Here is a 25,787-nt window from a genome sequence, read left to right as displayed (position 1 = left end):
GCGCCCTTCCTCCCCGTGACCAAAAAGGCCGGCGAAAAACCTCGCCGGCCGAGGCAGTTACCCTGCCTGCTGCGACAATTTGGCACGCGCGGCTGGTGTGACCAACCCCGAAAACGCAGCTCGGCAATCGGAAAAAGCCGTACGCGGAAAGCCGGGTGGGATCAGGACGCGCGTTGCGCCGAGGCGCCGACCCATTCCCTGAAGGCCGCGAGCTTCCGCGAATCGGCCCGTCCCTGTGGCGACACCAGATAGAAGCCAGCGTTCGCGGGTAGCGCGATCTTGAAGGGAACCACGAGACGTCCCTTGGCGATGTCGTCCTTCACATACGAAGTGCGGCCCATCGCGATGCCGATCCCGTCGATCGCGGCCTGGAGCGTCACGAACAGCAGGTCGAAGGTGACGCCGGGCTGCTTGGAGATATCGGTCGGCAATCCCGCCGCCGTCAGCCATAGCCGCCAATCGTCGCTGTTGGTGTTGCTGGTGTGCAGCAGCACGTGATCCCTGAGATCTTCGGGGCATTGCAACGGCTTGCTTCCCTGCAGCAGGGATGGGCTGCACACCGGGAACAATTCGTCCGCCATCAGCCAGTCCGCGCGCAGCCCCGGCCATTGGCCGCGGCCATAGCGGATCGCGGCGTCGACCTTGTCGCGCTGGAAATCGACCAGGCTGGTCGACGTGGTGATGCGGACATCGATCCCTGGATGCGCTTCCTGAAATGCCGCCAATCGCGGCAGCAGCCATTTGGCGGCGAGCGAGGCGAGGGTGGAGACCGTCAGTACGTGGTCGTCATCCTTGCGCAGCAGGCGGTCGGTCGCGAGCCGCAGATCGTTGAAGGCCGCGCGGACCCCGGGAAGGTATTCAGTGGCCTCGGACGTCAGGCTCAACGAGCGGTTCTGCCGGACGAACAGGCGGACGCCGAGCTCTTCCTCCAACCGTCTGATCTGATGGCTGATTGCGGTCTGCGTGACGTTCAATTCGGAGGCCGCCAGCGTGAAGCTCATGTGCCGCGCGGCGGCCTCGAACGCCCGCAATCCGTTCAGCGAAGGCAGTCGGCTGGTCATCTCCTCGCTACTCCCAAATGCATGACTTTAATTCATGCGAAACGGTACAAAGTGTCGTTTGTAGAACGCCTCGGTAGCACCGATATTAGCGCCAACAGGTTGCCGATAGGAGCCGGAAATGTCCGTTTTTACCCATGAATCGATGACAAATCATCATGCCGATGGTCTTTTGAGCCAGGTCAGCGAAACCTTGCATGTCTGGTGGGACCGCTACGAGCGCCGCCGCGAGCTGGCGCAGTGGTCGGACCGCGACCTCCACGACATCGGCGTATCCCGGAGCGACGTGGCTTTCGAAACCGAAAAGCCGTTCTGGCGGGCCTGACGGGCCGCCATCGCCGGCGCCGCCTCGATAGAGGGGCGCCGGCCAATTTTTCACCCCGGGGAGCGTGCCATGACTGCGCTGCGTCTCGATGATCTCAAGCAATATTCCGACGTGCTGCGCGCGAAGAACGGCAGCCCGATCAATGTTCGCTTCGTCGAGCCGCGCGACCGCGAGGAGCTGCAGAGCTACATCCGTTCGCTCTCGTTGCGCTCCCGCTACAACCGCTTCCTGGGCGCGATCAGCGAGCTGCCGAATTCGGAGCTCGAGCGCTTTATCCACATTGGCGAGGCCGATCGCTTCACGGTGGCCGCGACGATGACGGTCGATGGCTTCGAGACCATTGTCGGTGAAGCCCGCTACGCCTTCCATGCCGACACCGGCGCTGTCGAGTTCGGCCTGTCGATCGACGACCGGTGGCAGGGCCACGGCATCGGCAAGGCGCTGTTGAAGAATCTCGAATGCCGCGCGGCGTCCTTTGGAGCCGAGTGCATCTTTGGTGACACGCTGCGCTCGAACGAATCCATGATCGGGCTTGCCCGCAAGTTCGGCTACGCGTTCACCAACAGCCCCGGCGACTGGAAGCTGGTGCGCTTCGCAAAAGAGATCCACGTCGAACCGCAAGACATTCCCTGTGCCAGCTGGCGGCTTGCCGCCATCTCCCGCATGGCCGCGATGTCCTCGCTTGCGGTTTGACAAACTGCGCCCGGTTCTGGCCCCTCCAGAACCGGGCTTTTTTCTCGCCTTCCTTTGAAGCTTCGTAGCCCGGATGAAGCGCAGCGCAATCCGGGAACAGCCTTCAGTTTGCGCGACTGCCCCGGATTTCGCCGCGCTCCATCCGGGCTACGCGCCTTTTTCTTGTCATCACGCTTGGTCTTCGCCGCTTGCTCCGGCGCCGCCTCTCCCCTTGAGGGAGAGGCCGGATTGCATCGTCAGATGCAATCCGGGTGAGGGGTCCCGGTCGATCGAGGGACTTCAGCTCGCGGTGGGACCTGAACCCCTCACCCGGAATTCAAGCTGCGCTTGAATTCCGACCTCTCCCACAAGGGGAGAGGTGAAGAGATCGCGTGGCGTGCACGGTCTCAATTCCCTCGAAACACCGGCTTTCGCTTGTCGATGAAGGCCTGCACCGCTTCCTTGTGGTCGGCCGTCGTGGTCAGGCGGATCAATCGCTCGGCCTCGTGGTCGCGCGCGGTGGCGAAGTCGAACAACAGCGCCTCGTCCAGATTGTCCTTCATGTAGCGGAGCGCCAAGGTCGGGCCCTCGGCCATCGATTTGGCGAACGCGAAGGCCTCGTCCTGCAGCGTCTCGTCCGGCACCACGCGGTTGACGAGGCCGATCTGCTCGCACCTTGCGGCATCGACCTTCTCGGCGGTGAACATCAATTCGCGGGCGCGCGCGGTGCCGACGAGGCGCGTCAAGAGCCAGGCGATGCCGTAGTCGCCGCTCAGCGCCACCCGCAGATAGCCGGTCGACACGAACGCCGACTGCGCGGCGATGCGGATGTCGCAGGCCATGGCGAGCGCGAGCCCGGCGCCGACCGCGGGGCCGGGGAGCGCGGCAATGGTCGGCTTGCGCACCGAGGTCAGCGCACCGGTGAGCAGGCGCTGGCGCTCCTGCAGATCGGCGACCTTCTCCTCATAGGACATCTCGGTCTTCTTCTTGTCGCGATGCGCGCCCATGCCCTTGATGTTGCCGCCGGCGCAGAATGCCTTGCCGGCGCCGGTGATCAGCAGCACGCCGACCTCGGGGTTCTCGCCGCAGGTCCGGATCATCGTACGCAGCGCCGGCGTCAGATTGTCCGACATGGCGTTGCGGACCTCCGGCCGGTTCAGCGTGATGATGGCGACGCGGTCGCGGATCACGCAGAGCAGTTCGTCAGTGCCGGTGTCGATGATGGTTTCCGTCGTCATGTTGCCTCCCATTCTTCTCTCCGTCATTGCGAGGAGCTCGCGACAAAATTGCAAAGCAATTTTGCGCTGAAGCGACGAAGCAATCCATCCCTCGCATGTGGCGACATGGATTGCTTCGCTCCGCTCGCAATGACGGATGCGGCGGACGGATCGTAATCCACCCTACGGACTTAGATGATCTTCGTCATCCCTAAAACTTTTCCACCCAGGGCCGCAATTCAAGCTCCCAGGTCCAGGCGCTGCGCGGCTGTTGCAGCACGTTCCAGTAGCTGAACGCAATGGCATCGGGGTCGAGCATCGAATCCGGCCGATCGGCGGGCTCGGTGCGTGCCTTGCTGCGGATGCCACCGTCGATCACGAAATGCGCGACATGGATGCCTTGCGGCGACAATTCGCGCGCCATGCTCTGGGCCAGCCCACGCAGCGCGAACTTGCCCATCGCAAACGGCGCCGACTGCGCGTAGCCCTTCACGCTGGCGGAGGCGCCAGTGAACAGGATCGCGCCCTTCTTGTTCGGCAGCATACGTTTGGCCGCCTCTTGCGCCACCAGGAAGCCGCCGAACGCGCTGACCGCGATCGCCTGCTCGACCTCTGTCGGCACCAGCTCAAGGAAGGGGCCGCGGGTGCGGCCGCTCGCATTGTAGACCACGAGGTCGGGTGTTCCGATCTCGCGTTCCACGAGACCGAACAGCCGCTCCACATCGTCGGCCTTGGTGGCGTCGCAGGCATAGGCGCGGGCGCCGGTCTCGGCGCAGAGCGCGCCGAGCTTTTCCGTGCTGCGGGCGGCCAGCGCCACGCGAATTCCTTGTTGCGAAAATAGCCGTGCGAGCGAAGCGCTGAGGCCTTCACCGGCGCCGACGATCAGAGCGATCTTGTACTTTGGCGTGTCCATGAGGTTTCCTTTGGGCTTTCCTTGTTCCGCCAGTGGGGGGTAGTGTCGCCTGAACAGATGAGGAAGCGAACAAGGGAATTCAATGCAGCCACGTACGCATGATCGTCAGGCCCAAGCGGCCGGCCAGCCGGGTTTGCTCGCACCCGACACCACGGGAATGAATTTCTACCGGGCCGATCCCGCGCTGACCGACCTGCTCAAGCTGCATCTGCCCGAGGCGCTGTTCCGCCACATCGAGCCGCATCTCGATCGGCTCGGCGAGCTTGCCGGCGGCTATCTCGACGAATGCGCGCGGCTCGCCGACAAGCACACCCCGGTGCTGCACCAGCGCGACAAGTTCGGCCGCGACGTCCAGTCGATCGAATATCACCCGGCCTATCGCGAGCTGGAGAAGGCCGCGTTCGGCGAGTTCGGCATTCACGCGCTCTCGATCCGCAAGGGCATCATGGGCTGGCCGGACAAATATCCTGTGGTGGCGAAGCATGCCTTCACCTTCCTGTTCAACCAGACCGAATTCGGCATGGGCTGCCCGATCAACGTCACCGACGGGTGCGCCAAGCTCTTGGCGAATTTCGGCAGCGAAGCGCTGAAGGCGAAATATCTCGACGGCCTGACCCAGACCGACATGAGCAAGCTGACGCAGGGCGGCCAGTTCATGACCGAGAAGGAAGGCGGCTCCGACGTCGGCACGCTGACTACGACCGCCGTGCAGGAGGGCGACCATTGGCGGCTCTATGGCGAGAAATGGTTCTGCTCGAATGCCGATGCCAAGGTCGTCATGCTGCTGGCGCGCCCCGAGGGTGCGGGGCCGGGCACGCGCGGCCTCGGCCTGTTCCTGATGCCGCGTTTCCTCGATGACGACTCGCAGAACCACTACCGGATCGTGCGCCTGAAGGACAAGCTCGGCACCCGCTCGATGGCCTCGGGCGAGATCAAGTTCGACGGAGCGATCGCCTATGCGGTCGGCAAGCTCGATCGCGGCTTTGTGCAGATGGCCGAGATGGTGAACTCCTCGCGGCTCTCGAACGGTGTCAAGTCGACCGCGCTGATGCGGCGCGCCTGGCACGATGCGATCACGGTAGCGAAGGGCCGCGTGGTGTTCGGACAGCGCATCATCGACCTGCCTTTGGCGCGGCGGCAGCTGATGAAGATCATGCTGCCGACCGAGCAGGCGTTGTCGATGAGCTTTTTGACCGCCGACGCGCTCGACCGCGCCGAAGCCGGGAGCCAGGATGCCGCCGCTCTGCTGCGCATCCTCACGCCGACGCTGAAATTCCGTGCCACCCGCGATGCCCGCAAGGTCTGCGGCGACGCCATGGAGATGCGCGGCGGCATCGGCTACATTGAGGAATTCATCACGCCGCGGCTGTTGCGTGACGCGCATCTCGGCTCGATCTGGGAGGGTACCGGCAACATCGTCGCGATCGATGCGCTGAAGCGCGCGGTCGGCCGTCATGGCGCGGATTCCGCACTCGCCGCCGACCTGCATGCGCGGCTCGACGACAGCGCCAATGTGCCGCAAGCCTGGCGCGACCGCCTGCACGATCTCAGCGACCGCGCAGTGGCGTTCGCCCGCGAGGTTGCAAGCCGCATCGACAATGAGGCGGACGCGCGTCGCGCCACCAGCCTGCTCTATCACGTCGCAAGCGCGGTCGCGCTGGCCTGGGAGGGCGGACGCATCCACGAGATGCGCGGCGATGCGCGCCGGCTCTTGCTGTCGCGCATGGTGGTTGACCATCGCATCACATCGGGTGATCCGTTCCGGCTAACGGAAAATACCACCCAGCGCACGATCGCAGCGCATCTGCTCGGCGATCGCGCCGTCGGCATGGCCGAGGTTGGCGAATTGCTCCTGGCAGCGTAGGCTGACGATCGAGCGCACCGTTCAATAATCAGAAAACGCCAAGGGAGAACCCGATGAAGGCCGCCGTCCTGCATGAAGTCAACAAGCCGCTGGTGATCGAGGACGTCAGCGTGCCCAATCCCGGGCCGCGCGAGGTCCTGATCCGGACTGCGGTCGCAGGCCTCTGCCATTCCGACCTGCACTTCATGGAAGGGCTGTATCCGCACCCGCTGCCGGCGGTGCTCGGCCATGAATCGGCCGGCGTGGTCGAGAAGGTCGGTTCGGATGTGAACTACGTGAAGCCCGGTGATCACGTCGTCACCTGCCTGTCGGTGTTCTGCGGCACCTGCGACAATTGCACCACCGGCCGCACCGTGCTGTGCACCGATACCACCGTGAAGATGCTGCCCGGCGCGTCCAACCGCCTGTCGTGGAACCGGTCGGAAAAGCTGCACCAGTTCCTCAATCTCTCGTCCTTTGCCGAGCAGATGCTGGTGCACGAGAACGCCATCGTGAAGATCAAGAAGGAGATGCCGCTCGATCTCGCCGCGCTGATCGGCTGCGGCGTCATCACCGGCTATGGCGCCGTCGTGAACACCGCCAAGGTGACCGCCGGCGAGACGGTCGCGGTGATCGGCTGCGGCGGCGTCGGCATGGCGGCGATCAACGGCGCGCAGATCGCCGGCGCCGGCCGCATCATCGCGATCGACACCAACCCGGCCAAGCTGCAGCTCGCCACCAAGTTAGGGGCCACCGATATCGTCGATCCCGCGCGCGGCGACGTCGTCCAGCAGGTGCGCGAGCTCACCGGCGGCGGCGTGCACCATTCCTTCGAGGTGCTTGGCCGCAAGGACACCGCCGAGCAGGCGTTCGGCATGCTGGCGCCCGGTGGCACCGCGACCATCGTCGGCATGATCCCGTTCGGCCAGAAGATCGAGTTGCACGGCTTCGACTTCCTGCGCGAGCGCAGGATCCAGGGCTCGTCGATGGGCTCCAACCACTTCCGCGTCGACATGCCGCGCCTCGTCGATTTCTATATGCGCGGCAAGCTGCATCTGGAGGACTGGATCTCGGCCAAGCTAAAGCTCAGCGAGATCAACGAAGGCTTTGCCAACATGAAGGCCGGCAAGACGCTGCGCAGCGTGATCATGTTCGACAGCTGAGGGCTGCGTCGTCAGGGCCAAGCGAAGCGCGAGCCGGGACCCATACGCTGCGGCTCCGCGTTGGGCACAGAGGTGGACGACTTTCTTTGCTCACCACAAATAGTGGTGGTTATGGGTCCCGGCGGTTCGCCGGGACGACAGTTGGGATTGTTGTCGGCCTCACCGCGACACGTGTGCCGAGACCGCAAGCCATTTGCCGTTTTGCCTCGCCCAGCAGTCGGTGTAGCGGCCGTGGGCCTGCTGGCCGTCGGGCATGGTGTAGCGCGTCGCGGCGTGGATGATGGCGAAATCGCCGAGCACGCGGATCTTCACGTCGTGCGCCTCGAGGTTCTTGATCGCGACCGGCTTCGCGGTTTGCTGCAGGAAGGCGGCGCGGTCGACCAGCGACTTGTCGGGATTCGAGCAGTAGAAGTCGGCGGCAAGGATCTCGTCGAAGCGCTTGACGTCGGAGTTTTGCACCGACGCGACATAGTCGCGGTTGAGTTTCGTCAGCTCATCGAGGTCGTTGCTCATTGTTTTTCTCCCTGGTTCTTGTTGCCGTCATTGCGAGGAGCTTCACGCCGCGTCATTGCGAGGAGCGAAGCGACGAAGCAATCCATTGCCTCCGCGCATGTGGATATTTGGATTGCTTCGCTTCGCTCGCAATGACGGTAGAACGCAATCAATCGTCAAACATCTTCGGCGGCACGAACCCGCCGAATTCGCGCTCGATCAATTCCGCAAGCTTCAGCGGCGTGCGGTCTTCCAGCATGGGGCCGACGATCTGCACGCCGACCGGCAGTCCGTCGGGCGCAAAGCCGGTCGGGATTGCGGTCGAGGGCAGCCCGGGCAGGGTCGCAATGCCGGGCCAGGCGAGCTGGTCTGTGTAAACGTGCGGCGTGCCATCGATCAGGATGCGCCGCTGCTCCTGGTCGGGCGAACGGTCGTGCGGGTAGGCCGGGGTCGGCATGATCGGGCAGATCACCGCGTCGAACGACTTGAACAGCTCGCGCCATTGCGCGCGCAGCCGCGCGCGGCCGCCGTCGGCGATCACCCAGTCACGATGGCTGAGCGCGATGCCGCGCAGGCGTTCGGCTTGCAGGCTGGTGTCGCTTTGCGGCAAGGTCGCTGCCGCCGCGCATGCGCCGGCATAGACCTCAGGCGGGAAGGTCGCGCCGAGGAACGACAGCAAGATCCGCATATAGAGCCGCGAGGAGGCCGCAAAATCCGGCAGCAGCGGGCTGGAGCGCGAGATGCTGGCGCCGGCCCGGTCGAGATTGCTGGCGAGCTTGTCGATCGTGCCGCGCACGACCTTGTCGGTTGGCAGCACCGGATCGGTGTCGATCACGAGGATGCGGAAATCTTTCAGGTTGGTGTGACGCGCCGCCGGAAGCTCGAGGCGATAGGCCTTGCCGGCCTCGAGCGGATCGGGGCCGGCCATCACGTCGAGCAGCAGCGACAGGTCGGCAGCGCCACGCGCCATCGGGCCGATCACCGAAAGATCGCGGTCGAATGGCAGCGGCGGCAGCGGCGGCGGCGTATGGCCGCGCGACGGCAACAGCGCAAAGGTCGGCTTGTGCGCATAGATGCCGCAATGGAATCCCGGCACGCGCAGCGAGCCACCGATGTCGGAGCCGAGCGACAGCGCGCCATAGCCCGCAGCGAGCGCCGCCGACGATCCGCCGGAGGAGCCGCCGGGCGTGCGGCCGAGATCGTAGGGGTTGTTGGTGGTGCCGTAGACCTCGTTGTAGCTCTGCCAGTCGGCGAGGTTGAGCGGAACGTTGGTCTTGCCGAGGATCACGCCGCCGGCGTCCTTCACCCGTGTGACCGACAGCGCGTCTTCCGGTGGCGTGAAATCTTTCTGCGCCGGATTGCCCCAGGTCGTCGGCAGGCCCGCGACATTGAAGGATTCCTTCACTGTCATCGGAACGCCGAGCAGCGGCCGGTGCTCGCCGCGGGCGATCGCGGCATCGGCGGCGCGGGCGGCGGCAAGGCCGCGCTCGAAATCGCGCACGCAGACCGCGTTGATCTTGCCGTCATGCCGCTCGATGCGGCCGATCGCGTCCTCGGCAAGCTCGACCGCTGAAACCTGTTTTGCCTTCAGCGCGGCCGACAGTTCGACGGCGGTCTTGAAACTCCATTGCGATTTGGCCACGGCTTGCTCCCGGTCTGTTGTTGCATGGGATGATGCGCAGTTTGCCTGCGGCCCGCAAGCGCGGTGCGATCAATGTGTCGTGCGGGCGATGCTTTCGTAGAGCCGTTGCGGCGGTCGCGCTTGACCGAAATTGCCTTGCAAGGTCGCGGTCCGCTTCGCGCAAGCGACACAGATTTCACCTCTCCCCGCAAGAGCAGGGAGAGAGTGCTACGCCGCGCCGATCAGGATGCCGACGCCGAGCACGATCACGCCGCCCAGCACGATCTGGAATACGGCCTGCAGGAACGGCGTGTCCATGTAGCGCGCGCGGATGAAGGCGATCGCCCAAAGCTCGAAGAACACGACGACACCAGCGATCGCGGTCGCGATCCAGAACGCGTTGGGCCAGGCATCGGGCACGAGATAGGGAATGGTGTGACCGAGCCCGCCGAGCGTCGTCATCAGTCCGCAGGTCAGGCCGCGCAACCAGGGCGAGCCGCGACCGGTCAGCGAGCCGTCGTCGGACAGTGCCTCGGCAAAGCCCATGCTGATGCCGGCGCCGATCGAGGCCGCAAGGCCGACCAGGAAGGTCTGCCAGTTGTGATGGGTGGCGAAGGCGGCGGCGAACAGCGGCGCGAGTGTCGAGACCGAGCCGTCCATCAAACCCGCGAGGCCCGGCTGCACATATTGCAGCACGAACATTCGCCGCCGCGTGCGGTCTTCCTCGGCGCGCACATCCGGCTTGAGGATGTCGCCGGTGAGTTTGACCGCGAGTTTCTCGTGGCCCTTCTCCTCCTCGGCGAGATCGCCGAGCAGGCGGCGCACGCCGACGTCTTCGGCCTTCTCGGCTGCCCGCGCATAGAAGCGCTCGGCCTCCAGCTCCATCGTCTCGACCTCCTTGCGGATGGTGTCGAGCGGCAGGTTCTTGGTGAGCCAGATCGGGCGCCGGCGCAGGAAGCCCTTGACGTCCTCGCGCCGGATCGGCGGCAGATGCGGGCCAAACCGCTGCTCGTACGTTTCGAGCAGCCGGTGACGATGGCCGCGCTCCTCCTCGGCCATTTCCTCGAAGACCTTTGCGGTATCCGGATAGCGTTCGGACAGGTCCTCCGCGAAGGTCATGTAGATGCGGCTGTCTTCCTCCTCGGAGGCAATCGCGACCGCCAGCACCTCGCGCTCGGTCAGATCGGCGAAATTCTTCACGGCCAGCGCCTTCTCTACCTAGTTTAGAATTAGAATAGTTCTAAAATATATAGAAGGCGGCAGTGCCTCGGTCAATTCGAGCCGGTCAAGTCGCGTTTGCCTCTCTCAGGAATGTGAGCAGCAGCCGGCTGACCTCGGCCGGCTGCTCCTGCTGCACCCAGTGCGCGGCCCCGTCGATCAGGTGGCAGCCGATCATCTTCGTGCAGGCTCTCGTCTGCATCGCTTCAAAGACGCCGGGCCGCTGATAGGTGCCCCAGTCCTGCTTGCCCGAGATGAAGGCGGAGGGGACATCGATGGTGCGGCCGGACCAGAGCTGCAATTCCGGAGTGAATGCGCCCGAGGTGCCGCAGCGGTACCATTGCAGCCCGCCCTGGAATCCGGTGCGCGCATACTCCGCGCTGTAAAACGCAAGCTCGCGGTCCGGCAGCCAAATGTTGGCCGCGATCACTTCGCGCGACGGCATCTCCTCGGCGACCGTCGCCGCCATGTCCTTGGCGAGATCCATCACGTAGTAGGTCGGAAGCTTCGCGAGCTCGCCCGCCGACCATGACTGCAATGGATACGGCTTGTTATCGGTCCAGTCCGCGCTCTTGTGATGGTAGTAGGCACGCAGGAAATCATGCACGCCCTGCGGCGCGTGATGCATGTCGCCATTGGCTTCGCGCGTCGAGTAGTACCATTGGTAATGCTTGCGCGGCCGCGGCAGTGCCGCGAGCTCGCGATGCACGGGGTCCTCGGCCGCCGGCTTGGCAGAACCGTTCGCAGTGTCGAACGGCAGTGTCGGCGGTCCCGCAAACGGCGCGCTCATCATCACGACCGCGCGGAACACGTCGGGCCGGATCAGCGCGCACCACGCCGCGACCGAAGAGCCGAAATCATGCCCGATCACCGCATCGACGTTTCTGTAGCCGAACGCTGCAACCAGCCCGAGCGCATCGCGGACCAGATTGGGCAGGCGGAACGCGGCGAGATCGCCGTCGTAATCCGCATCCCATCCCGTGGTGCGCCCATAGCCGCGCTGGTCCGGCGCGATCACGTGATAGCCGGCCGCAGCGAGTGTCGGCGTCACCTTGCGCCAGGAGAAGGCAAGCTCGGGAAAGCCGTGCAGCAACAACAGGCAGGGCCGGCCCGGTGTCTCGAACCCCGCCTCCAGCACATGCATGGTGAGGCCGTTGATGCCGTCGACGTAACGCGAGCGGATGGTTGGGGGCAGCGGGATTTCGGGGAGCTGCGGCATGTTTGTTTCCTCGTCACGGCCGGGCCTGACCCGGCCATTCACGTCTTTTTTGCGCCGCGCGACTTTAAAGACGTGGATGCCCGGGACAAGCCCGGGCACGACGGTAAACTCCCGACGATCCGTGGAGTTGGCAAAGCCAACGGGGCACCTGATGGTGGGCACGGCGCGAAGGCGCGCCTTTGCCGACTCTACAAGTTAACCTACGCCTTCTTCGGCCAATACTTGTCGCGCAGGTGGCGCTTCACCAGCTTGCCGGTGGGCGTGCGCGGCAATTCGGCTTCGAAGTCGATGCTCTTCGGGCATTTGATCGGCGACAGGTGCTTGCGGCAGAACGCGATCAGCTCGGCCTCGAGCTCCTTGCCAGCCTTGGCCATGTCGTGCGGCTGCACCACGGCCTTGACCTCTTCGCCCATCTCCTCGTTCGGCACGCCGAACACCGCGACGTCGGAGACCGCGGGATGGGTGATCAGCACGTCCTCGGTCTCCTGCGGATAGATGTTCACGCCGCCGGAGATGATCATGTAGCTCTTGCGGTCGGTGAGGTAGAGGAAGCCCTCGTCGTCGAGATAGCCGACGTCGCCGAGCGTCGACCAGCCCTTGGCGTTGTAGGCGCGCCTCGTCTTCTCGGGATCGTTGTGATACGAAAACACCGGCGCGTCGGCGAAATAGACCTGGCCGATCTGGCCGGTCGGCACTTCCTGCTCGTTCTCGTCGAGGATCTTGACCTTGCCGACCACCGCGCGGCCGACCGTGCCGCGATGCGTGAGCCATTGCTGCGAGGTCGAGACGGTGACGCCGTTGCCCTCGGAGCCCGCGTAATACTCGATCAGGATCGGGCCCCACCACTCGATCATCTTGGCCTTCACGTCGACCGGGCAGGGTGCGGCGGCGTGGATCGCGCCCTTCAGCGAGGCGACGTTGTAGCGGCCGCGCACCTCATCCGGCAGCTTCAGCATGCGCACGAACATGGTCGGCACCAGCTGCGACTGCGTGATCTTGTACTTCTCGACGAGCTTCAAAAATTCCTCGGCGTCGAAATGCTCCATGATCACGGAGGTGCCCCCGAGCGTGATCGCCATCATGTTGAAGCGCAAGGGAGCCGCGTGATAGAGCGGCGCCGGCGACAGGTAGATGCTGTCGGCACTCATGCCGCACATGTCGGCGCACAGCACCTTCAGGAACGGGTTCGGCACGTCGATCCGGTTGCCCTCGAATTCCCGCTTGATGCCCTTGGGCCGGCCGGTGGTGCCGGAGGAATAGAGCATATCGTAGCCGGCGACCTCATCGGCGATCGGTGTGGTCGGCTGCGCGGCGGCTTCCTTGTCATAGGAGCGGAAACCCGGCGCCGGCTCGTCCATCATGTAGAACAGGGGTTCGCTCGCGCCGTCCTTGACGAGGCCCTTGACCTTGTCGGCGCATTGCGGCGTGGTGATGAAGACCTTGGCGCCGCAATCCTTGATGATGTAGGCGATCTCTTCCTCGGTCAGGTAGCGGCTGATCGCGGTGTAATAGAGCCCCGAGCGCTGCGCCGCCCAGCAGATCTCCATGAAGGCGAGGCGGTTTTCCATCAACAGCGCGATGTGATCGCCGGCTTTCAGCCCGAGCGAGCGGAACAGGTGCGCGCCCTGGTTGGAGAGCTCGTCGAGCTCGCGATAGGTGATCGCCTTGCCGGTGCCTGCCATTTGATAGGCGATCTTGTTCGGCGTGAGACGTGCATGGACGGACGGATGGGTCACGGGCGTTTCCTCAAGTGTTTCCTCGATATGAAAATGGCGAGCAGGAAGCGCACTCCCTGCTCGCCAGTCGCCAATCGCTTTTTTCTTGTTCTTAGAGGCGTTCGACAATCGTCACATTCGCCATGCCGCCGCCTTCGCACATGGTCTGCAGGCCGTAGCGCTTGTTGCGCTGCTTCAGCGCATACAGCAGCGTCGTCATCAGCTTGGTGCCGCTGCCGCCGAGCGGATGGCCGAGCGCGATCGCGCCGCCATTGACGTTGAGGCGGGCCGGATCGGCGCCGGTGGTCTTCAGCCACGCGGTCGGCACCGAGGCGAAGGCTTCGTTGACCTCGAACAGGTCGATGTCGTCGATCTTCATGCCGGCCTTCTGCAGCGCGCGCTGGGTCGCCGGCAGCGGCGCTTCCAGCATGATCACGGGGTCGCCGCCCATCATGGTCATGTGGTGGATGCGCGCCATCGGCTTCACACCGAGCGCCTTCAGGCCCTTCTCGTTGACAACAAGCACGCCGGAGGCGCCGTCGCAGATCTGGCTGGCGCTGGCGGCGGTGAGCTTGCCGTTCTCGGCGATCAGCTTGACGCCCTTGATGCCGTCGAGGCTGGCGTCGAAGCGAATGCCCTCGTCGATGTGATGGGTGTCGGTCGAGCCATCGGCGCGGGTGATCTGCACCGGCACGATCTCGTCTTTGAAGTAACCGGCTTGCGTGGCCGCAATCGCGCGCTGGTGGCTGTTATAGGAGAATTCGTCGAGCTCGTCCTTCGACAGGCCGTACTTCTCCGCCATCATCTCGGCGCCGGTGAACTGGCTGAAGATGATGTTCGGGTACTTCTTCTCGATGCCCGGGCTCTTGTAATGGCCGAAGCCGTTCTTGGCGGGGAGCTGCGAGGCGAGGCCCATCGGCACGCGGGTCATCGATTCCACGCCGGCCGCGATCACGCAGTCCATGCTGCCGCTCATCACGGCCTGCGCCGCAAAGTGCAGCGCCTGCTGCGAGGAACCGCACTGGCGGTCGATCGAGGTGGCGGGCACGCTCTCCGGCAGCTTTGACGCCATCACCGCGTTGCGCGCGATGTTGTTGGACTGCTCGCCGGCCTGCATCACGCAGCCCATGATCACGTCCTCGACCTGCGCCGGGTCGACGCCTGATCGTTCGACCAGCGTATCAAGCACGGTCGCGGCGAGATCCGCCGGATGCCAGCCGGCAAGACGCCCTCCCTTGCGGCCGCCCGCGGTGCGAGCAGCGGCGACGATATATGCCTCGGCCATGTCTGATCTCCCTGATGTTCTGGATGCGTTGTTCAAAGATGCGCCGGATTTAAGGGACCGGTCTGCATTTAGTCAATCAATCAATTAACTCTTGAGTGCAGCCCCGCCATGGGCTTATGTGCGGCCTCGATCTCCCGACAGAGGGAACTGACCGCAGTTGAATACCAGCGTACCGACGCGCCTTCCGGCGGGCAAAAATGCCACTGCCGACAAGCTTCTGGTCGCCGCGAGCGAGCTGATGATCGAGCGCGCCTCGATCGAGGTCTCGCTGTCCGACATCGCGCAGAAGTCCGGCGTCAACGCAGCGCTGGTGAAATACCATTTCGGTAACAAAGACGGGCTGTTGCTGGCGCTGCTCGCGCGCGACGCCGCGACCGAAATGTCCCAACTCGAGTACCTCTTGGCGCAGCCGATCACGCCGACCGCGAAGCTACGCTTACATATCGGCGGCATCATCCGCGCCTATCACCAGTTCCCCTATATGAACCGGCTGATCCATTATCTCCTGCACGAGAGCACGCCGCAGGCCGCCGACGAGGTGTCGAAATTCTTCGTCGCGCCGCTCTTGGAGTTCCATCGCCGCCTGCTTGCCGAAGGCATCAAGGCCGGCGAGTTCCGCAAGATCGATCCGGTGCTGTTCTACACCAGCCTGATCGGCGCCTGCGATCACCTGTTCTTCGGCCGCCACGCGATGTCGCGCGCGGCCGGCGTCGGTCCGGTCACCGACGAGGTCTGCCGCGACTACATCAGGCACATGGAAGCCTTGATCCTCGGCGGCATGCTCAATCCGAAGAATCAATCGGCCGCGATCGCGGCCGGATGACGTTCGAAGTCTAGAGAAGAAACGCTCAAGGAAAGGTTGTTCCCATGCAGTTGAAAGATGTTGCCGTTCTCATCACCGGCGGTGGCTCCGGCCTCGGTGCCGCGACCGCCCGCGCCATGGCCGCCAAGGGCGCCAAGATCGGCGTGCTCGACCAGAACAAGGACAATGCCGAGAAGGTCGCTGCCGAAGTGAAGGGCGTCGCCCTGCACGCCGACGTCACCAGCGAGGAGCAGGTCAGGGCGGCGATCGCCAAGGCCGAGGCCGCGCACGGCGTCGCGCGCGTGCTGATGAACTGCGCCGGCATCGGCGGCTCGCAGCGCGTGGTCGGCCGCGACGGCGTCTATCCGCTGGAGAAGTTCGCGCGCATCATCAACGTGAACCTGATCGGCACCTTCAACGTGCTGCGCCTGTTCGCGGAGCGTCTCGCCACCGCCGAAACGATCGGCGAGGAGCGCGGCGTCATCATCAACACGGCGTCGGTTGCCGCTTATGAAGGCCAGATTGGTCAGATCGCCTATTCCGCCTCGAAGGGCGGCATCGTCGGCCTCACGCTGCCGGCGGCGCGCGACCTCGCCAGCCAGAAGATCCGCGTCAACACCATCGCACCCGGCATCTTCTTCACGCCGCTGCTGATGGGTCTCAACGAGGAAGCCCGCAAGAGCCTGGGCGCCCAGGTGCCGCATCCGGCCCGTCTCGGCGAGCCCGACGAATACGGCGCGCTCGCCGTGCACATCGTCGAGAATGCGATGCTCAACGGCGAGACCATCCGCCTCGACGGCGCCATCCGCATGGCGCCGCGCTAGTACCTTCTCCCCTTGTGGGAGAAGGTGGCGCGAAGCGCCGGATGAGAGGTTCTCTCCGCGGAGACAGACCCCTCACCCAAGCGAACACGCGGTGACCTACACACATGCCCTCTCCCACAAGGGGAGAGGGCGCAATCATCGGCACCGCATCCGCAGTTGCAGGAGTGTGACGCGTGTCTCAACCGCTGCTGATCGAACATCACGACGGAGTAGATTGGGTCACGCTCAATCGCCCCGAGAGCCTGAACGCACTCGATCCCTCGCTGATCGATGCCCTCAATAGGTATTTCCAGGGCCTGCAGCGCAACCGCGACACCCGCGTCGTGGTGCTGAAGGGCGCGGGAGCGAATTTCTGCGCCGGCCTTGATCTGAAGCACGCGATGGCCCGCCGCGGCGGGCAGAGCGAGCCGCCCGGCGTCACCGAGTCCCTGGATTCGCAGCGCCGCATTGCCGACATCGTGATGCTGATGCGGCGTTGTCCGCAGCCGATCATCGCGCTGGTGCAGGGCGCGGCCGCCGGCGGCGGCTTTGCGCTGGCGCTTGCCGCCGACATCCGTATCGCGGCGACAAATGCGCGGATGAACTGCGCGTTCATCAAGCTCGGCCTCGGCGGCTGCGACATCGGCACCAGTTATTTCCTGCCGCGGCTCGTCGGGGTCTCCGTCGCCTCCGAACTGATCCTCACCGGACGCTTCATCAACGCCGAGCGCGCGCTCGCCGTTGGTCTCGTGTCCGAAGTGGTCGACGCCGCCGATCTCGATGCCGCCGCCAACCCGTATGTCGAGGCGATGATGACGGCCTCGCCGGTGGGCCTGAGGTTGTCGAAGGAATGTCTCAACATGAGCGTCGACGCCGGGTCGATCGAGGCCGTCATCGCGATGGAAGACCGTAACCAGGTATTGTGCAGCCGCTCCGAAGATTTCCGGGAGGGCATCAAGGCCTTTCTCGAGAAACGAAAGCCTGTCTATATCAGGCGCTGACAGAAGATCCTCAAAAGGACAAGAATTCCGGGAGCCGCAAAATGAGTGGGAGTGCAGCCGCGGTGCTGACAAAGCCGGCCTTTCGCAAGGTCGATTGGCTAGCGCGCGACATCGCGGTCGAGCGGCGCGACGATGGCACCGTCATCCTGAAGTCGCGGATTCCGCTCCAGGCTTATGAGACGCATATCCCGGCCTATCTCGCGAAATGGGCGCAGCAGGCGCCGGAGCGCATCTGGCTCGCGCAGCGCGGCGGTCCCGACCGGCAGTGGCGCAAGGTGTCCTATGGCGAGGCCAAGCGCACCGTCGATGCGCTGACGCAGGCGTTGCTCGATCTCGGCCTCGACGAGGGCCGCCCGGTTGCGATCCTGTCAGGTAATTCGATCGAGCACGCGCTGATGACGCAGGCCGCGATGCAGGCACGCCTTGCCGCCGCGCCGGTGTCGCCGGCCTATTCGCTGATGAGCCAGGATCACCTCAAGCTCAAGTATCTGTTCGACCTGATCAAGCCCGCCGTGGTGATGGTGCAGGATGGCCCGACCTTCGAGAAGGCGCTGAAGGCCCTCGATCTCACCGGCATCACCGTGATCCACGTGTTGCGCCCGTGCGACGGCGTCAAGAGCGTGTCGTTTGCCGATCTCGCCGCGACGCCGGTGACGAACGCGGTTGCGGAGTCGATTGCGAAGATCACGCCGCAGACCGTCGGCAAGTTGCTGTTCACGTCGGGCTCGACCGGCATGCCCAAGGCCGTCATCAACACCCAGGAGATGATGTGCGCCAATGCCGCGATGATGATGCAGGTGCGGCCGCGCGATCCCAATGGTCCGATCCCGACCATGCTCGACTGGATGCCGTGGAACCACACCATGGGCGGCAACGCTGCGTTCCATCCGATCCTGGTCGATGGCGGCACGCTCTATATCGACGACGGCCGGCCGATGCCGGGCCAGTTCGAGGAGACGCTCAGGAACCTGCACGAGGTGTCGCCGACCTATTACGCCAACGTGCCCGCCGGCTATGCCGCGCTGGCCGCGGCGATGGAGAAGGACGACGCGCTGTGCCGCAGCTTCTTCAAGAACCTCTCGATCATGGCCTATGGCGGCGCGCGGCTGCCCGATGATCTCTACGACCGCATGCAGGCGCTGGCGGTGAAGACATCAGGCGAGCGCATCGTGTTCTACACCGGGTGGGGCTCGACCGAGACCGCGCCGACGTCCACTGGCACCTATTGGGACACCGAGCGCGTCGGCCTGATCGGCCTGCCGTTCCCCGGCGTCGAACTGAAGATGGTGCCGTGCGGATCGAAATACGAATTGCGGCTGCGCGGCGTCAACGTGACCCCGGGCTATTTTGGCCAGCCTGATCTCTCCAGGAAGATGTTCGACGAGGAAGGCTATTACTGCATCGGCGACGCCGGCGTATTCGTCGACCCCAATGATCCCGTGCAGGGCATCATCTTCGCCGGCCGCGTCGTCGAAGACTTCAAGCTGACCACCGGCACCTTCGTCCATGTGGGCTCGCTACGCACCGACGCGATCGCCGCCGCGACACCTGTTGTGCACGACGCGCTGGTCACCGGCCAGGATCGTTCCTTCATCGGCCTGTTGTGCTGGCCGAACCTGCACGCCTGCCGCCAGCTCGTCGGCAATCCCGATGCGAGCTTTGCGGAACTCGTTGACCATCCCGAGGTGATTGCCTGCCTGAAGCAGGGCTTGCAGGCGCACAACGCCTCGACCACCGGCAGCAGCATGCGCGTTGCGCGCGCGATGCTGATGGTCGAGCCGCCCTCGATCGACGGCAACGAACTCACCGACAAAGGCTACATCAACCAGCGCGCCGGCCTCGAGCGCCGCGCCGCGCTGGTGGACAGGCTTTACGCCGACAAGCCCGGCGACGACGTGATTGTTTTGAACTGACCGTAGGATGGGTAGAGCGCAGCGAAACCCATCATCTCCAACCAAGTAACCGATGGGTATCGCTTCGCTCCGCCCATCCCAAAAATTCAGCACTAACCCACGAGTGGAACGCCATGAATTTCGATTTCTCCGACGAACAGAAGCAGATGCGCGACGAGGCGCGGAAGTTCCTCTCCGAAAAATGCCCGCCGAAGGCCGTGCGCGAGGTGCTCGACGGCAAGGCCGCCTATGACAAGGACCTCTGGAAGGGCCTCGCCGAAATGGGCTTCCTCGGCGTCGCGATCCCCGAGAAATTCGGCGGCGCCGGCGCGGGCCATCTCGAGCTCTGCGTGATCGCCGAGGAAATGGGCCGCGCGCTGGCGCCGGTGCCGTTCTCGTCCACCGTCTATCTCGCGGCCGAAGCGATCCTGATCGCAGGCTCGGACGCGCAGAAGCAGAAATGGCTGCCGAAGATCGCGAGCGGTGAGGCGATCGGTACGCTGGCGCTGTTCGAAGGCAAGGGCAATCCGTCGCCGAAGGCAATCAAGCTCGCCGCCAATGGCGGCGTGCTGAACGGCGTCAAGAAGCCGGTCGCCGACGGCGCGATCGCCGATTTCGCCGTGGTCGCCGCGCGTACCGGCTCCAGCGGTCGCGAGTCCGACATCTCGTTGTTCATCGTCGACCTCAAGGCCTCGGGCGTCGCGGTCAAGTCGCTGACCAATATCGATCTGACCCGCGGCCAGGCCGAGATCACCTTCAAGGACGTCAAGGCCGAGCCACTCGGTGCGACCGGCGAGGGCTGGGGCGTCATCACCCAGGTGCTCGATCGCGCCGCGGTTCTGATGGCGTTCGAGCAGGTCGGCGGTGCCGATCGCGCGCTGGAGATGGGCCGCGACTACGCGCTCGACCGCATCGCCTTCGGCCGTCCGATCGGCTCGTTCCAGGCGGTCAAGCACATGCTCGCCGACATGTACGTCTCGGCGACGCTGGCGCGTTCCAACTGCTACTACGGCGCCTGGGCGCTTTCGACCAATGCCGGCGAACTGCCGGAAGCCGCTGCCGCCGCGCGCATCAGCGCGACGCAGGCGTTCCAGCACTGCGCCAAGAACAACATCCAGGTCCATGGCGGCATGGGCTTCACCTGGGAATTCGACTGCCACATGTACTATCGCCGCGCCAATGCGGTCGCGCTCGGCCTCGGCAGTCTGTCCTATTGGGAAGACGCGCTGATCGACCGCATGCGCAAGAAGAACGCGGCGTAGTTGGATTCGTAGGGTGGGTTAGCGAAGCGTAACCCACCAACGCCAAGCAATGACGCTCAATTGGTGGGTTACGCCTTCGGCTAACCCACCCTACGCAAACAAGAGAACCGTCATGAATTTCGACGACACACCGCAGGAGGCCGCGTTCCGCGCCGAGGCGAAAGCCTGGATCGCGGCGAATGCGCCGAAGCAATATGAGGAGGAGCTGCGCAAGGCCTCGCTCGGCCGCGTCCAGCTCAAGGGCGCCAACATCCTCGAAGTCGCAAAGGCCTGGCAGAAGAAGAAGGCCGATGCCGGCTGGGCCTGCCTGCACTGGCCGAAGGACTATGGCGGCCGTGGTGCCTCCCCGATCGAGCGCGTGATCTGGCAGCAGGAGGAGGGCCCGTTCGGCCGCCTCAGCGCGATGTTCATCATCGGCCATGGCATGTGCGGTCCGACCATGATGGCGTTCGCCGGCGAGGAGCAGAAGCGCAAATATCTGCCGCCGCTCGCGTCGGGAGAGAAGATCTGGTGCCAGCTGTTCTCCGAGCCCGCCGGCGGCTCCGACGTCGCGGGGCTTCGCACCCGCGCCGAGAAGAACGGCGATGAGTGGATCATCAACGGCCAGAAGATCTGGACCTCGGGCGCGCATTATTCCGACTACGGCATCCTGCTCACCCGCACCGATCCGACCGTGCCGAAGCACAAGGGTCTCACCATGTTCTTCCTGGACATGAAGAGCCCGGGCGTCGAGGTCAGGCCGATCAAGCAGGCGAGCGGTGCATCTGATTTCAACGAGGTCTATTTCACCGACGTCCGCATCCCGGATTCGCAGCGTCTCGGCAACGTCAATGACGGCTGGAACGTATCGCTCACCACGCTGATGAACGAGCGCATGTCGATCGGCGCCGGCGTCGCGACCGGCTTCCCCGAATTGTTCGACTTCTGCAACAGCCTGATGCTGGAGGATGGTCCGGCGATCGAGAACCGCGCGGTGCGTTCCAAGCTCGCGAACTGGGCGGTGAAGGCGAGCGGCCTGAAATACACCAGCATGCGCGCGATCTCGGCGTTGTCGCGCGGCGAGCGGCCGGGTCCGGAGAACTCGATCGGCAAGCTCGTCGCCGGCTCGATGATCCAGGATGTCGCGACCTACGCGCTCGATCTGCAGGGCGCCGCCGGCGCGCTGAACGGCCCCGAGGATGCCGAGGTCATGGGCAAGTTCCAGGCGATGCTGCTGCGCGCACCCGGCACCCGCGTCGAGGGCGGCACCGACGAGATCATGCGCAACATCATCGCCGAGCGCGTGCTGGGTCTCCCCGGCGACATCCGTGTCGACAAGGACGTGCCCTTCAACAAGATCCCGACCAAGGGAAGGGCTTGAGCAATCGTAAGGGGGGTTAGCGCAGCGTAACCCGCCATTTCGCAACAATGTTCGATAGAATCGGTGGGTTACGCCTTCGGCTAACCCACCCCACGCAAAAGAGAGGTTCGCCATGAATTTCGATGATACGCCGCAGGAAGCCGAGTTCCGCAGCATCGCCCGCAAGTGGATCGAGGCCAATGCGCCGAAGGAGTTCGAGGAGGAGCTCTCGAAGTCCTCGCTCGGCCGCATCAAGCTCGCCAAGCACGACATGGTCGAGGTCGGCAAGGCCTGGCAGAAGAAGAAGGCAGACGGCGGCTGGGCCTGCCTGCACTGGCCGAAGGAATATGGCGGCCGCGGTGCCACCCCGATCGAGCGCGTCATCTGGCAGCAGGAAGAGGGCGTCTACGGCAAGCTGACGCAGCCGTTCCAGATCGGCGAGGGCATGTGCGGGCCGACCGTGATGGCCTGGGGCTCTGAGGACGCCAAGCGCCGCTATCTGCCGAAGCTCGCCTCCGGCGAGGAGATCTGGTGCCAGCTGTTCTCCGAGCCGTCGGCCGGCTCCGACGTCGCGGGGCTTCGCACCCGTGCCGAGAAGAAGGGCGACAATTGGGTCGTCAACGGCCAGAAGATCTGGACCTCGGGCGCGCATTATTCCGACTATGGCCTCCTGATCGCGCGCACCGATCCGAATGTGCCGAAGCACAAGGGCCTCACCATGTTCTTCCTCGACATGAAGAGCCCGGGCGTCGAAGTCAGGCCGATCAAGCAGGCCAACGGCATGCAGGAGTTCAACGAGGTCTACTTTACGGACGTCGTGATCCCGGACAGCCAGCGGCTCGGTGCGGTCGGCGACGGCTGGAACGTGTCGCTGACCACGCTGATGAACGAGCGTATGTCGATCGGCTCGCGGCTCGCGACCGGCGTGCCTGAGATGTTCGAGTTCTGCTCCAATCTGATGCTGGAGGACGGCCTTGCGATCGACGATCCTGCGGTGCGCTCGAAGCTTGCGAGCTGGGCGGTGAAGTCGAACGGCCTGAAATACACCAGCTACCGCGCGATCTCGGCGCTGTCGAAGGGCGAGCGTCCGGGTCCTGAAAACTCGATCGGCAAGCTCGTCTCCGGCATGATGCTGCAGGACATCGCGGCCTACGCGATGGATTTGCAGGGCGCGGCAGGTAGCTTCACCGGCACCGACGAGGAGCAGGCGAACGGCCAGTTCCAGCAGATGCTGCTGTCCTCGCCCTCGATGCGCATCGCCGGTGGCACCGACGAGATCCTGCGCAACATCATCGCCGAGCGCGTGCTCGGCCTGCCCGGCGACATCAGGGTCGACAAGGACGTGCCCTACAACAAGATCCCGACCAAGGGACGTTAAGGTAATCGTAGGACCGTAGGGTGGGTTAGCGCAGCGTAACCCACCATGCCGCCAAAGCCGCGCGAGAGAAGCGGTGGGGTCACGCCTTCGGCTAACCCACCCTACGCAGATACGAGGATGCGCCATGGACGCTGTCGTGAAGCAAACCAATCGCATCGGCGCGCTCGAGGAGCTGCTCAACGAGCGCTACTCCGTGCGGGCCTTCCTGCCCCGCGAGGTGCCGCGCGACGTCATCGAGCAGGTGCTGACGGTCGCGCAGCGCACCGCATCCTGGTGCAACAGCCAGCCCTGGCAGGTGCTGATCGCCAGCGGCGAGGCCAAGGAACGTTTTCGTAAAGCCATCTATGCGGAAGCCGCGTCCGGCGCCGGGGATAACCACGACTTCACGCCGCCGCGCGAGTATGTCGGCGTCTATCTGGAGCGCCGCCGCGAAAGCGGTTTCCAGCTCTACAACACGCTCGGCATCGCCAGGGGCGACAAGGCCGCCTACGCAAAACAGGCGCTGGAGAACTACAATTTCTTCGGTGCGCCGCACGTCGCCATCATCCACAGCAACGAAGCGCTCGGCATCTACGGCGCGATCGATTGCGGCGGCTATGTCTCGAACTTCATGCTGGCGGCGCAGGCGCTTGGGCTCGGCACCATCCCGCAGGCCGCGCTCGCCCGCCATTCCGGCCTGATCCGCCGTCATTTCAATCTGGGAGACGACCGCCGCGTCGTCTGCGGTATCTCGTTCGGCTATGCCGATCATGCCCACAAGGTGAACAGCTATCGCACCTCACGCGCGAGCGTGGCGGATACAGTGACGTTCGTGGACGAGTAGCGTCGCGGCTCAGCCTTTTCGTCCTGCGACGGCCCGACGTCGCGGCGGCGCCGCGTACCGCGCCGCCATCGCGCTCGTCATTTCCGCCATCTTCTCGCGCAGCTCGTCTGGCGCGAGCACCTCGGCCTCGGCGCCGAGGCGCAGCAGCTCGGTGGCGGCGTGCCACAGCGTCTTGCCGACCGGCATGGTGGCGATCCGCCAGCCGTCGGCGTCAGCGGTGTCCGCAAGGCGCATGCGCGCTTTCACATAGGGATGGCTCAGCGCCTCGAACAGTTTCAGGCCGAACGGCGACAGCCGCACCTTGGCCTCGTTCGGATGCAGCTCGGCCTCGAGCCGTTCGATCGATGCACGCCAATAGGCGGCGAGGTCGAAATCCGAAGGCCGCGCGATCGGTTCGTCGAGCGCGATGCAGTCGAGCACGCGCGCCACCCGATAGGTCCGCACGCTGCCGTCGACGAGGCCGGCCAGATACCAGTTGCCGCCCTTCAGCACGAGGCCGAGCGGCGCGACGCGGCGGCGCTTCTCCGCCTTCCAGCTCTGGTAGCGGATCTCGATCAGGTTTTCGCGCAACACCGCGCTCGCGATGACGCGCAGGTGCTTCGGCTCCTCGGTCTCGCCGAACCAGCCGGGCGCGTCGAGATGGAAGCGCTGCTGCATCCCCCTCGCGTTCGGGCGCAGATTTTCCGGCAGCGCCGCCATCAGCTTGGTCTGCGCCGCGATCATCGCGGCGTCGAGGCCGAGCGCGGCCGCCGGCCCCGGCAGCCCGGCCATGAACAGCGCCTCCGCTTCCGGCTGCGACAGCCCGTTCAGCCGCACCCGGTAGCCGTCGAGCAGGCGGTAGCCGCCCTCGGCGCCGCGGTCGGCATAAACCGGGACGCCGGCGGCGGCGAGCGCGTCGATATCGCGATAGATGGTGCGCACCGACACTTCGCAGGCCTCGGCGAGTTCAGGCGCGGTGACCTGCCCCCGCGCCTGCAGGGTGGTCAGGATCGAAAAAAGCCGGCTCGCACGCATGCCACAGATTATACCTGACACAGGATGTCAGGTATAGACGCTCATAACACGCCGCGACCTCACGACCTCCCAGGAGACCTGCCCATGACGACATCCGACCGCATCACCCTGTATTATTCGCCGCAGAGCCGCGCGACCGGCGCCAGGGTGCTGCTCGAGGAATTGGGCGCGCCCTACGATTTGCACGTCCTCAACATGAAGGCCGGCGAGCAGCGCGCGCCCGCCTATCTCGCCATCAATCCGCTCGGCAAGGTACCGGCGATCCACCATCGCGGCGCGCTGGTGACCGAGCAGGTCGCGATTACCATCTATCTCGCCGACCTGTTCCCGCAGGCCGGGCTGACGCCGGCGCTGGACGATCCGCGCCGCGGCCCCTATCTGCGCTGGATCGCCTATTATGGCTCGTCGTTCGAGCCGGCCCTGATCGACAAGTTCATGAAGCGCGAACCGACGCCGATATCGCACTCGCCCTATGCCGATTACGACACCATGCTCGGCGCGCTGGAAGCGCAGCTCGCCAGCGGGCCCTATCTGTTCGGCGAACAGATCACGGCGGCCGACATTCTCTGGGGCATCGCGTTGAACTGGACGATGATGTTCGGCCTCGTGCCGCAGAAGGATGTCTTTGTCCGCCATGCCGAGCGAATCGCCGCGCGCCCGGCCTTCAAGCGGGTCTCCGCCGCCGACGACGAGATGGCGGCGCAGCACGCCGCAGCGGCCGGCACGTGAGAC

The 25,787-nt window shown here is 64.8% G+C and carries 23 protein-coding genes; 13 read left to right on the top strand and 10 right to left on the bottom strand.

Annotated elements, in window-relative coordinates; all coding sequences use genetic code 11:
- Positions 1–161: 161 nt before the first annotated feature.
- Positions 162–1,061 (bottom strand): transcriptional regulator GcvA, encoded by a 900-nt coding sequence (locus ACFFWD_RS08325; protein WP_376963464.1) that lies wholly within the window; start codon positions 1,059–1,061, stop codon positions 162–164.
- Positions 1,062–1,179: 118 nt separating this feature from the next.
- On the opposite strand from ACFFWD_RS08325, the gene ACFFWD_RS08320 reads away from it, so the two are divergent.
- The gene (locus ACFFWD_RS08320; protein ID WP_376963461.1) at positions 1,180–1,383 is read left to right on the top strand and encodes a DUF1127 domain-containing protein; all 204 of its coding nucleotides are present in this window, start codon (positions 1,180–1,182) and stop codon (positions 1,381–1,383) included.
- A 69-nt stretch (positions 1,384–1,452) separates the two neighbouring features.
- Positions 1,453–2,076 carry a GNAT family N-acetyltransferase gene (locus ACFFWD_RS08315; RefSeq protein ID WP_376963458.1) on the top strand — a complete coding sequence of 208 codons (624 nt, stop codon included), beginning with the start codon at positions 1,453–1,455 and terminating at the stop codon, positions 2,074–2,076.
- 386 nt (positions 2,077–2,462) lie between these two features.
- Here ACFFWD_RS08315 and ACFFWD_RS08310 read toward each other — a convergent pair whose 3' ends face one another.
- Entirely contained in the window at positions 2,463–3,293 is an 831-nt protein-coding gene (locus tag ACFFWD_RS08310; RefSeq protein ID WP_376963455.1) for an enoyl-CoA hydratase, read from the bottom strand.
- Between the two features lie 190 nt (positions 3,294–3,483).
- Positions 3,484–4,185 (bottom strand): SDR family NAD(P)-dependent oxidoreductase, encoded by a 702-nt coding sequence (locus ACFFWD_RS08305; RefSeq protein ID WP_376963452.1) that lies wholly within the window; start codon positions 4,183–4,185, stop codon positions 3,484–3,486.
- Positions 4,186–4,267: 82 nt separating this feature from the next.
- Between ACFFWD_RS08305 and ACFFWD_RS08300 the strand changes: the two genes are divergently transcribed.
- Together ACFFWD_RS08300 and ACFFWD_RS08295 are read left to right on the top strand one after the other, a co-directional pair.
- Entirely contained in the window at positions 4,268–6,049 is a 1,782-nt protein-coding gene (locus ACFFWD_RS08300) for an acyl-CoA dehydrogenase family protein (RefSeq protein WP_376963450.1), read from the top strand.
- A 53-nt stretch (positions 6,050–6,102) separates the two neighbouring features.
- A complete protein-coding gene (locus ACFFWD_RS08295) occupies positions 6,103–7,191 on the top strand; it encodes a Zn-dependent alcohol dehydrogenase (protein WP_376963447.1) in 1,089 nt (362 codons plus the stop codon).
- 159 nt (positions 7,192–7,350) lie between these two features.
- Here the strand turns inward: ACFFWD_RS08295 and ACFFWD_RS08290 are convergent, their stop codons facing one another.
- The 6 genes from ACFFWD_RS08290 to ACFFWD_RS08265 form a co-directional block, all read right to left on the bottom strand.
- The gene (locus ACFFWD_RS08290; protein ID WP_376963444.1) at positions 7,351–7,704 is read right to left on the bottom strand and encodes a nuclear transport factor 2 family protein; all 354 of its coding nucleotides are present in this window, start codon (positions 7,702–7,704) and stop codon (positions 7,351–7,353) included.
- 148 nt (positions 7,705–7,852) lie between these two features.
- On the bottom strand, positions 7,853–9,325 hold the full coding sequence (locus ACFFWD_RS08285) for an amidase (RefSeq protein ID WP_376963441.1): 1,473 nt from the start codon (positions 9,323–9,325) through the stop codon (positions 7,853–7,855).
- A 207-nt stretch (positions 9,326–9,532) separates the two neighbouring features.
- Positions 9,533–10,504 carry an iron exporter MbfA gene (gene mbfA / locus ACFFWD_RS08280; RefSeq protein WP_376963438.1) on the bottom strand — a complete coding sequence of 324 codons (972 nt, stop codon included), beginning with the start codon at positions 10,502–10,504 and terminating at the stop codon, positions 9,533–9,535.
- Between the two features lie 85 nt (positions 10,505–10,589).
- Positions 10,590–11,741 (bottom strand): alpha/beta fold hydrolase, encoded by a 1,152-nt coding sequence (locus ACFFWD_RS08275; protein WP_376963435.1) that lies wholly within the window; start codon positions 11,739–11,741, stop codon positions 10,590–10,592.
- Positions 11,742–11,941: 200 nt separating this feature from the next.
- Entirely contained in the window at positions 11,942–13,477 is a 1,536-nt protein-coding gene (locus tag ACFFWD_RS08270; RefSeq protein ID WP_376963432.1) for an acyl-CoA synthetase, read from the bottom strand.
- A 91-nt stretch (positions 13,478–13,568) separates the two neighbouring features.
- The gene (locus ACFFWD_RS08265; protein ID WP_376963429.1) at positions 13,569–14,741 is read right to left on the bottom strand and encodes an acetyl-CoA C-acetyltransferase; all 1,173 of its coding nucleotides are present in this window, start codon (positions 14,739–14,741) and stop codon (positions 13,569–13,571) included.
- A gap of 157 nt (positions 14,742–14,898) precedes the next feature.
- On the opposite strand from ACFFWD_RS08265, the gene ACFFWD_RS08260 reads away from it, so the two are divergent.
- From ACFFWD_RS08260 to ACFFWD_RS08225, 8 genes are all read left to right on the top strand, one after another.
- On the top strand, positions 14,899–15,564 hold the full coding sequence (locus tag ACFFWD_RS08260; protein ID WP_376963426.1) for a TetR family transcriptional regulator: 666 nt from the start codon (positions 14,899–14,901) through the stop codon (positions 15,562–15,564).
- Positions 15,565–15,608: 44 nt separating this feature from the next.
- Complete coding sequence (locus ACFFWD_RS08255) at positions 15,609–16,367, top strand: SDR family NAD(P)-dependent oxidoreductase (RefSeq protein ID WP_376963423.1); 759 nt, start codon at positions 15,609–15,611, stop codon at positions 16,365–16,367.
- Positions 16,368–16,540: 173 nt separating this feature from the next.
- Positions 16,541–17,347, top strand: a complete 807-nt coding sequence (locus ACFFWD_RS08250) for an enoyl-CoA hydratase/isomerase family protein (protein WP_376963420.1) — start codon at positions 16,541–16,543, stop codon at positions 17,345–17,347.
- A gap of 41 nt (positions 17,348–17,388) precedes the next feature.
- Positions 17,389–19,260, top strand: coding sequence for an AMP-binding protein (locus ACFFWD_RS08245; protein WP_376963417.1), 1,872 nt, complete (start codon positions 17,389–17,391; stop codon positions 19,258–19,260).
- Between the two features lie 113 nt (positions 19,261–19,373).
- Positions 19,374–20,501 (top strand): acyl-CoA dehydrogenase family protein, encoded by a 1,128-nt coding sequence (locus tag ACFFWD_RS08240; protein WP_376963415.1) that lies wholly within the window; start codon positions 19,374–19,376, stop codon positions 20,499–20,501.
- A gap of 112 nt (positions 20,502–20,613) precedes the next feature.
- Positions 20,614–21,861, top strand: coding sequence for an acyl-CoA dehydrogenase (locus tag ACFFWD_RS08235; protein ID WP_376963412.1), 1,248 nt, complete (start codon positions 20,614–20,616; stop codon positions 21,859–21,861).
- A 112-nt stretch (positions 21,862–21,973) separates the two neighbouring features.
- Positions 21,974–23,218, top strand: a complete 1,245-nt coding sequence (locus ACFFWD_RS08230; RefSeq protein WP_376963409.1) for an acyl-CoA dehydrogenase — start codon at positions 21,974–21,976, stop codon at positions 23,216–23,218.
- Positions 23,219–23,342: 124 nt separating this feature from the next.
- Positions 23,343–24,041 (top strand): nitroreductase, encoded by a 699-nt coding sequence (locus ACFFWD_RS08225; protein ID WP_376963407.1) that lies wholly within the window; start codon positions 23,343–23,345, stop codon positions 24,039–24,041.
- A 9-nt stretch (positions 24,042–24,050) separates the two neighbouring features.
- Here the strand turns inward: ACFFWD_RS08225 and ACFFWD_RS08220 are convergent, their stop codons facing one another.
- Positions 24,051–25,055 (bottom strand): helix-turn-helix transcriptional regulator, encoded by a 1,005-nt coding sequence (locus ACFFWD_RS08220; RefSeq protein WP_376963404.1) that lies wholly within the window; start codon positions 25,053–25,055, stop codon positions 24,051–24,053.
- An 84-nt stretch (positions 25,056–25,139) separates the two neighbouring features.
- Here ACFFWD_RS08220 and ACFFWD_RS08215 point away from each other — a divergent pair, with 84 nt between their 5' ends.
- Complete coding sequence (locus tag ACFFWD_RS08215; RefSeq protein WP_376963401.1) at positions 25,140–25,784, top strand: glutathione S-transferase family protein; 645 nt, start codon at positions 25,140–25,142, stop codon at positions 25,782–25,784.
- Positions 25,785–25,787: the final 3 nt, after the last annotated feature.

The organism is Bradyrhizobium erythrophlei (genome assembly GCF_042430365.1).
Lineage (GTDB): Bacteria > Pseudomonadota > Alphaproteobacteria > Rhizobiales > Xanthobacteraceae > Bradyrhizobium > Bradyrhizobium erythrophlei.
Note: the sequence above shows the minus strand (reverse complement) of the source record. Positions and strands in the feature narration are given on the sequence as shown.

What these genes read in the sequence shown, in the direction of transcription:
- ACFFWD_RS08325 (WP_376963464.1), bottom strand. Translation starts at nt 1,061, where the DNA reads ATGACCAGCCGACTGCCTTCGCTGAACGGATTGCGGGCGTTCGAGGCC.
- ACFFWD_RS08320 (WP_376963461.1), top strand. Translation starts at nt 1,180, where the DNA reads ATGTCCGTTTTTACCCATGAATCGATGACAAATCATCATGCCGATGGT.
- ACFFWD_RS08315 (WP_376963458.1), top strand. Translation starts at nt 1,453, where the DNA reads ATGACTGCGCTGCGTCTCGATGATCTCAAGCAATATTCCGACGTGCTG.
- ACFFWD_RS08310 (WP_376963455.1), bottom strand. Translation starts at nt 3,293, where the DNA reads ATGACGACGGAAACCATCATCGACACCGGCACTGACGAACTGCTCTGC.
- ACFFWD_RS08305 (WP_376963452.1), bottom strand. Translation starts at nt 4,185, where the DNA reads ATGGACACGCCAAAGTACAAGATCGCTCTGATCGTCGGCGCCGGTGAA.
- ACFFWD_RS08300 (WP_376963450.1), top strand. Translation starts at nt 4,268, where the DNA reads ATGCAGCCACGTACGCATGATCGTCAGGCCCAAGCGGCCGGCCAGCCG.
- ACFFWD_RS08295 (WP_376963447.1), top strand. Translation starts at nt 6,103, where the DNA reads ATGAAGGCCGCCGTCCTGCATGAAGTCAACAAGCCGCTGGTGATCGAG.
- ACFFWD_RS08290 (WP_376963444.1), bottom strand. Translation starts at nt 7,704, where the DNA reads ATGAGCAACGACCTCGATGAGCTGACGAAACTCAACCGCGACTATGTC.
- ACFFWD_RS08275 (WP_376963435.1), bottom strand. Translation starts at nt 11,741, where the DNA reads ATGCCGCAGCTCCCCGAAATCCCGCTGCCCCCAACCATCCGCTCGCGT.
- ACFFWD_RS08265 (WP_376963429.1), bottom strand. Translation starts at nt 14,741, where the DNA reads ATGGCCGAGGCATATATCGTCGCCGCTGCTCGCACCGCGGGCGGCCGC.
- ACFFWD_RS08255 (WP_376963423.1), top strand. Translation starts at nt 15,609, where the DNA reads ATGCAGTTGAAAGATGTTGCCGTTCTCATCACCGGCGGTGGCTCCGGC.
- ACFFWD_RS08245 (WP_376963417.1), top strand. Translation starts at nt 17,389, where the DNA reads ATGAGTGGGAGTGCAGCCGCGGTGCTGACAAAGCCGGCCTTTCGCAAG.
- ACFFWD_RS08240 (WP_376963415.1), top strand. Translation starts at nt 19,374, where the DNA reads ATGAATTTCGATTTCTCCGACGAACAGAAGCAGATGCGCGACGAGGCG.
- ACFFWD_RS08235 (WP_376963412.1), top strand. Translation starts at nt 20,614, where the DNA reads ATGAATTTCGACGACACACCGCAGGAGGCCGCGTTCCGCGCCGAGGCG.
- ACFFWD_RS08230 (WP_376963409.1), top strand. Translation starts at nt 21,974, where the DNA reads ATGAATTTCGATGATACGCCGCAGGAAGCCGAGTTCCGCAGCATCGCC.
- ACFFWD_RS08225 (WP_376963407.1), top strand. Translation starts at nt 23,343, where the DNA reads ATGGACGCTGTCGTGAAGCAAACCAATCGCATCGGCGCGCTCGAGGAG.
- ACFFWD_RS08220 (WP_376963404.1), bottom strand. Translation starts at nt 25,055, where the DNA reads ATGCGTGCGAGCCGGCTTTTTTCGATCCTGACCACCCTGCAGGCGCGG.
- ACFFWD_RS08215 (WP_376963401.1), top strand. Translation starts at nt 25,140, where the DNA reads ATGACGACATCCGACCGCATCACCCTGTATTATTCGCCGCAGAGCCGC.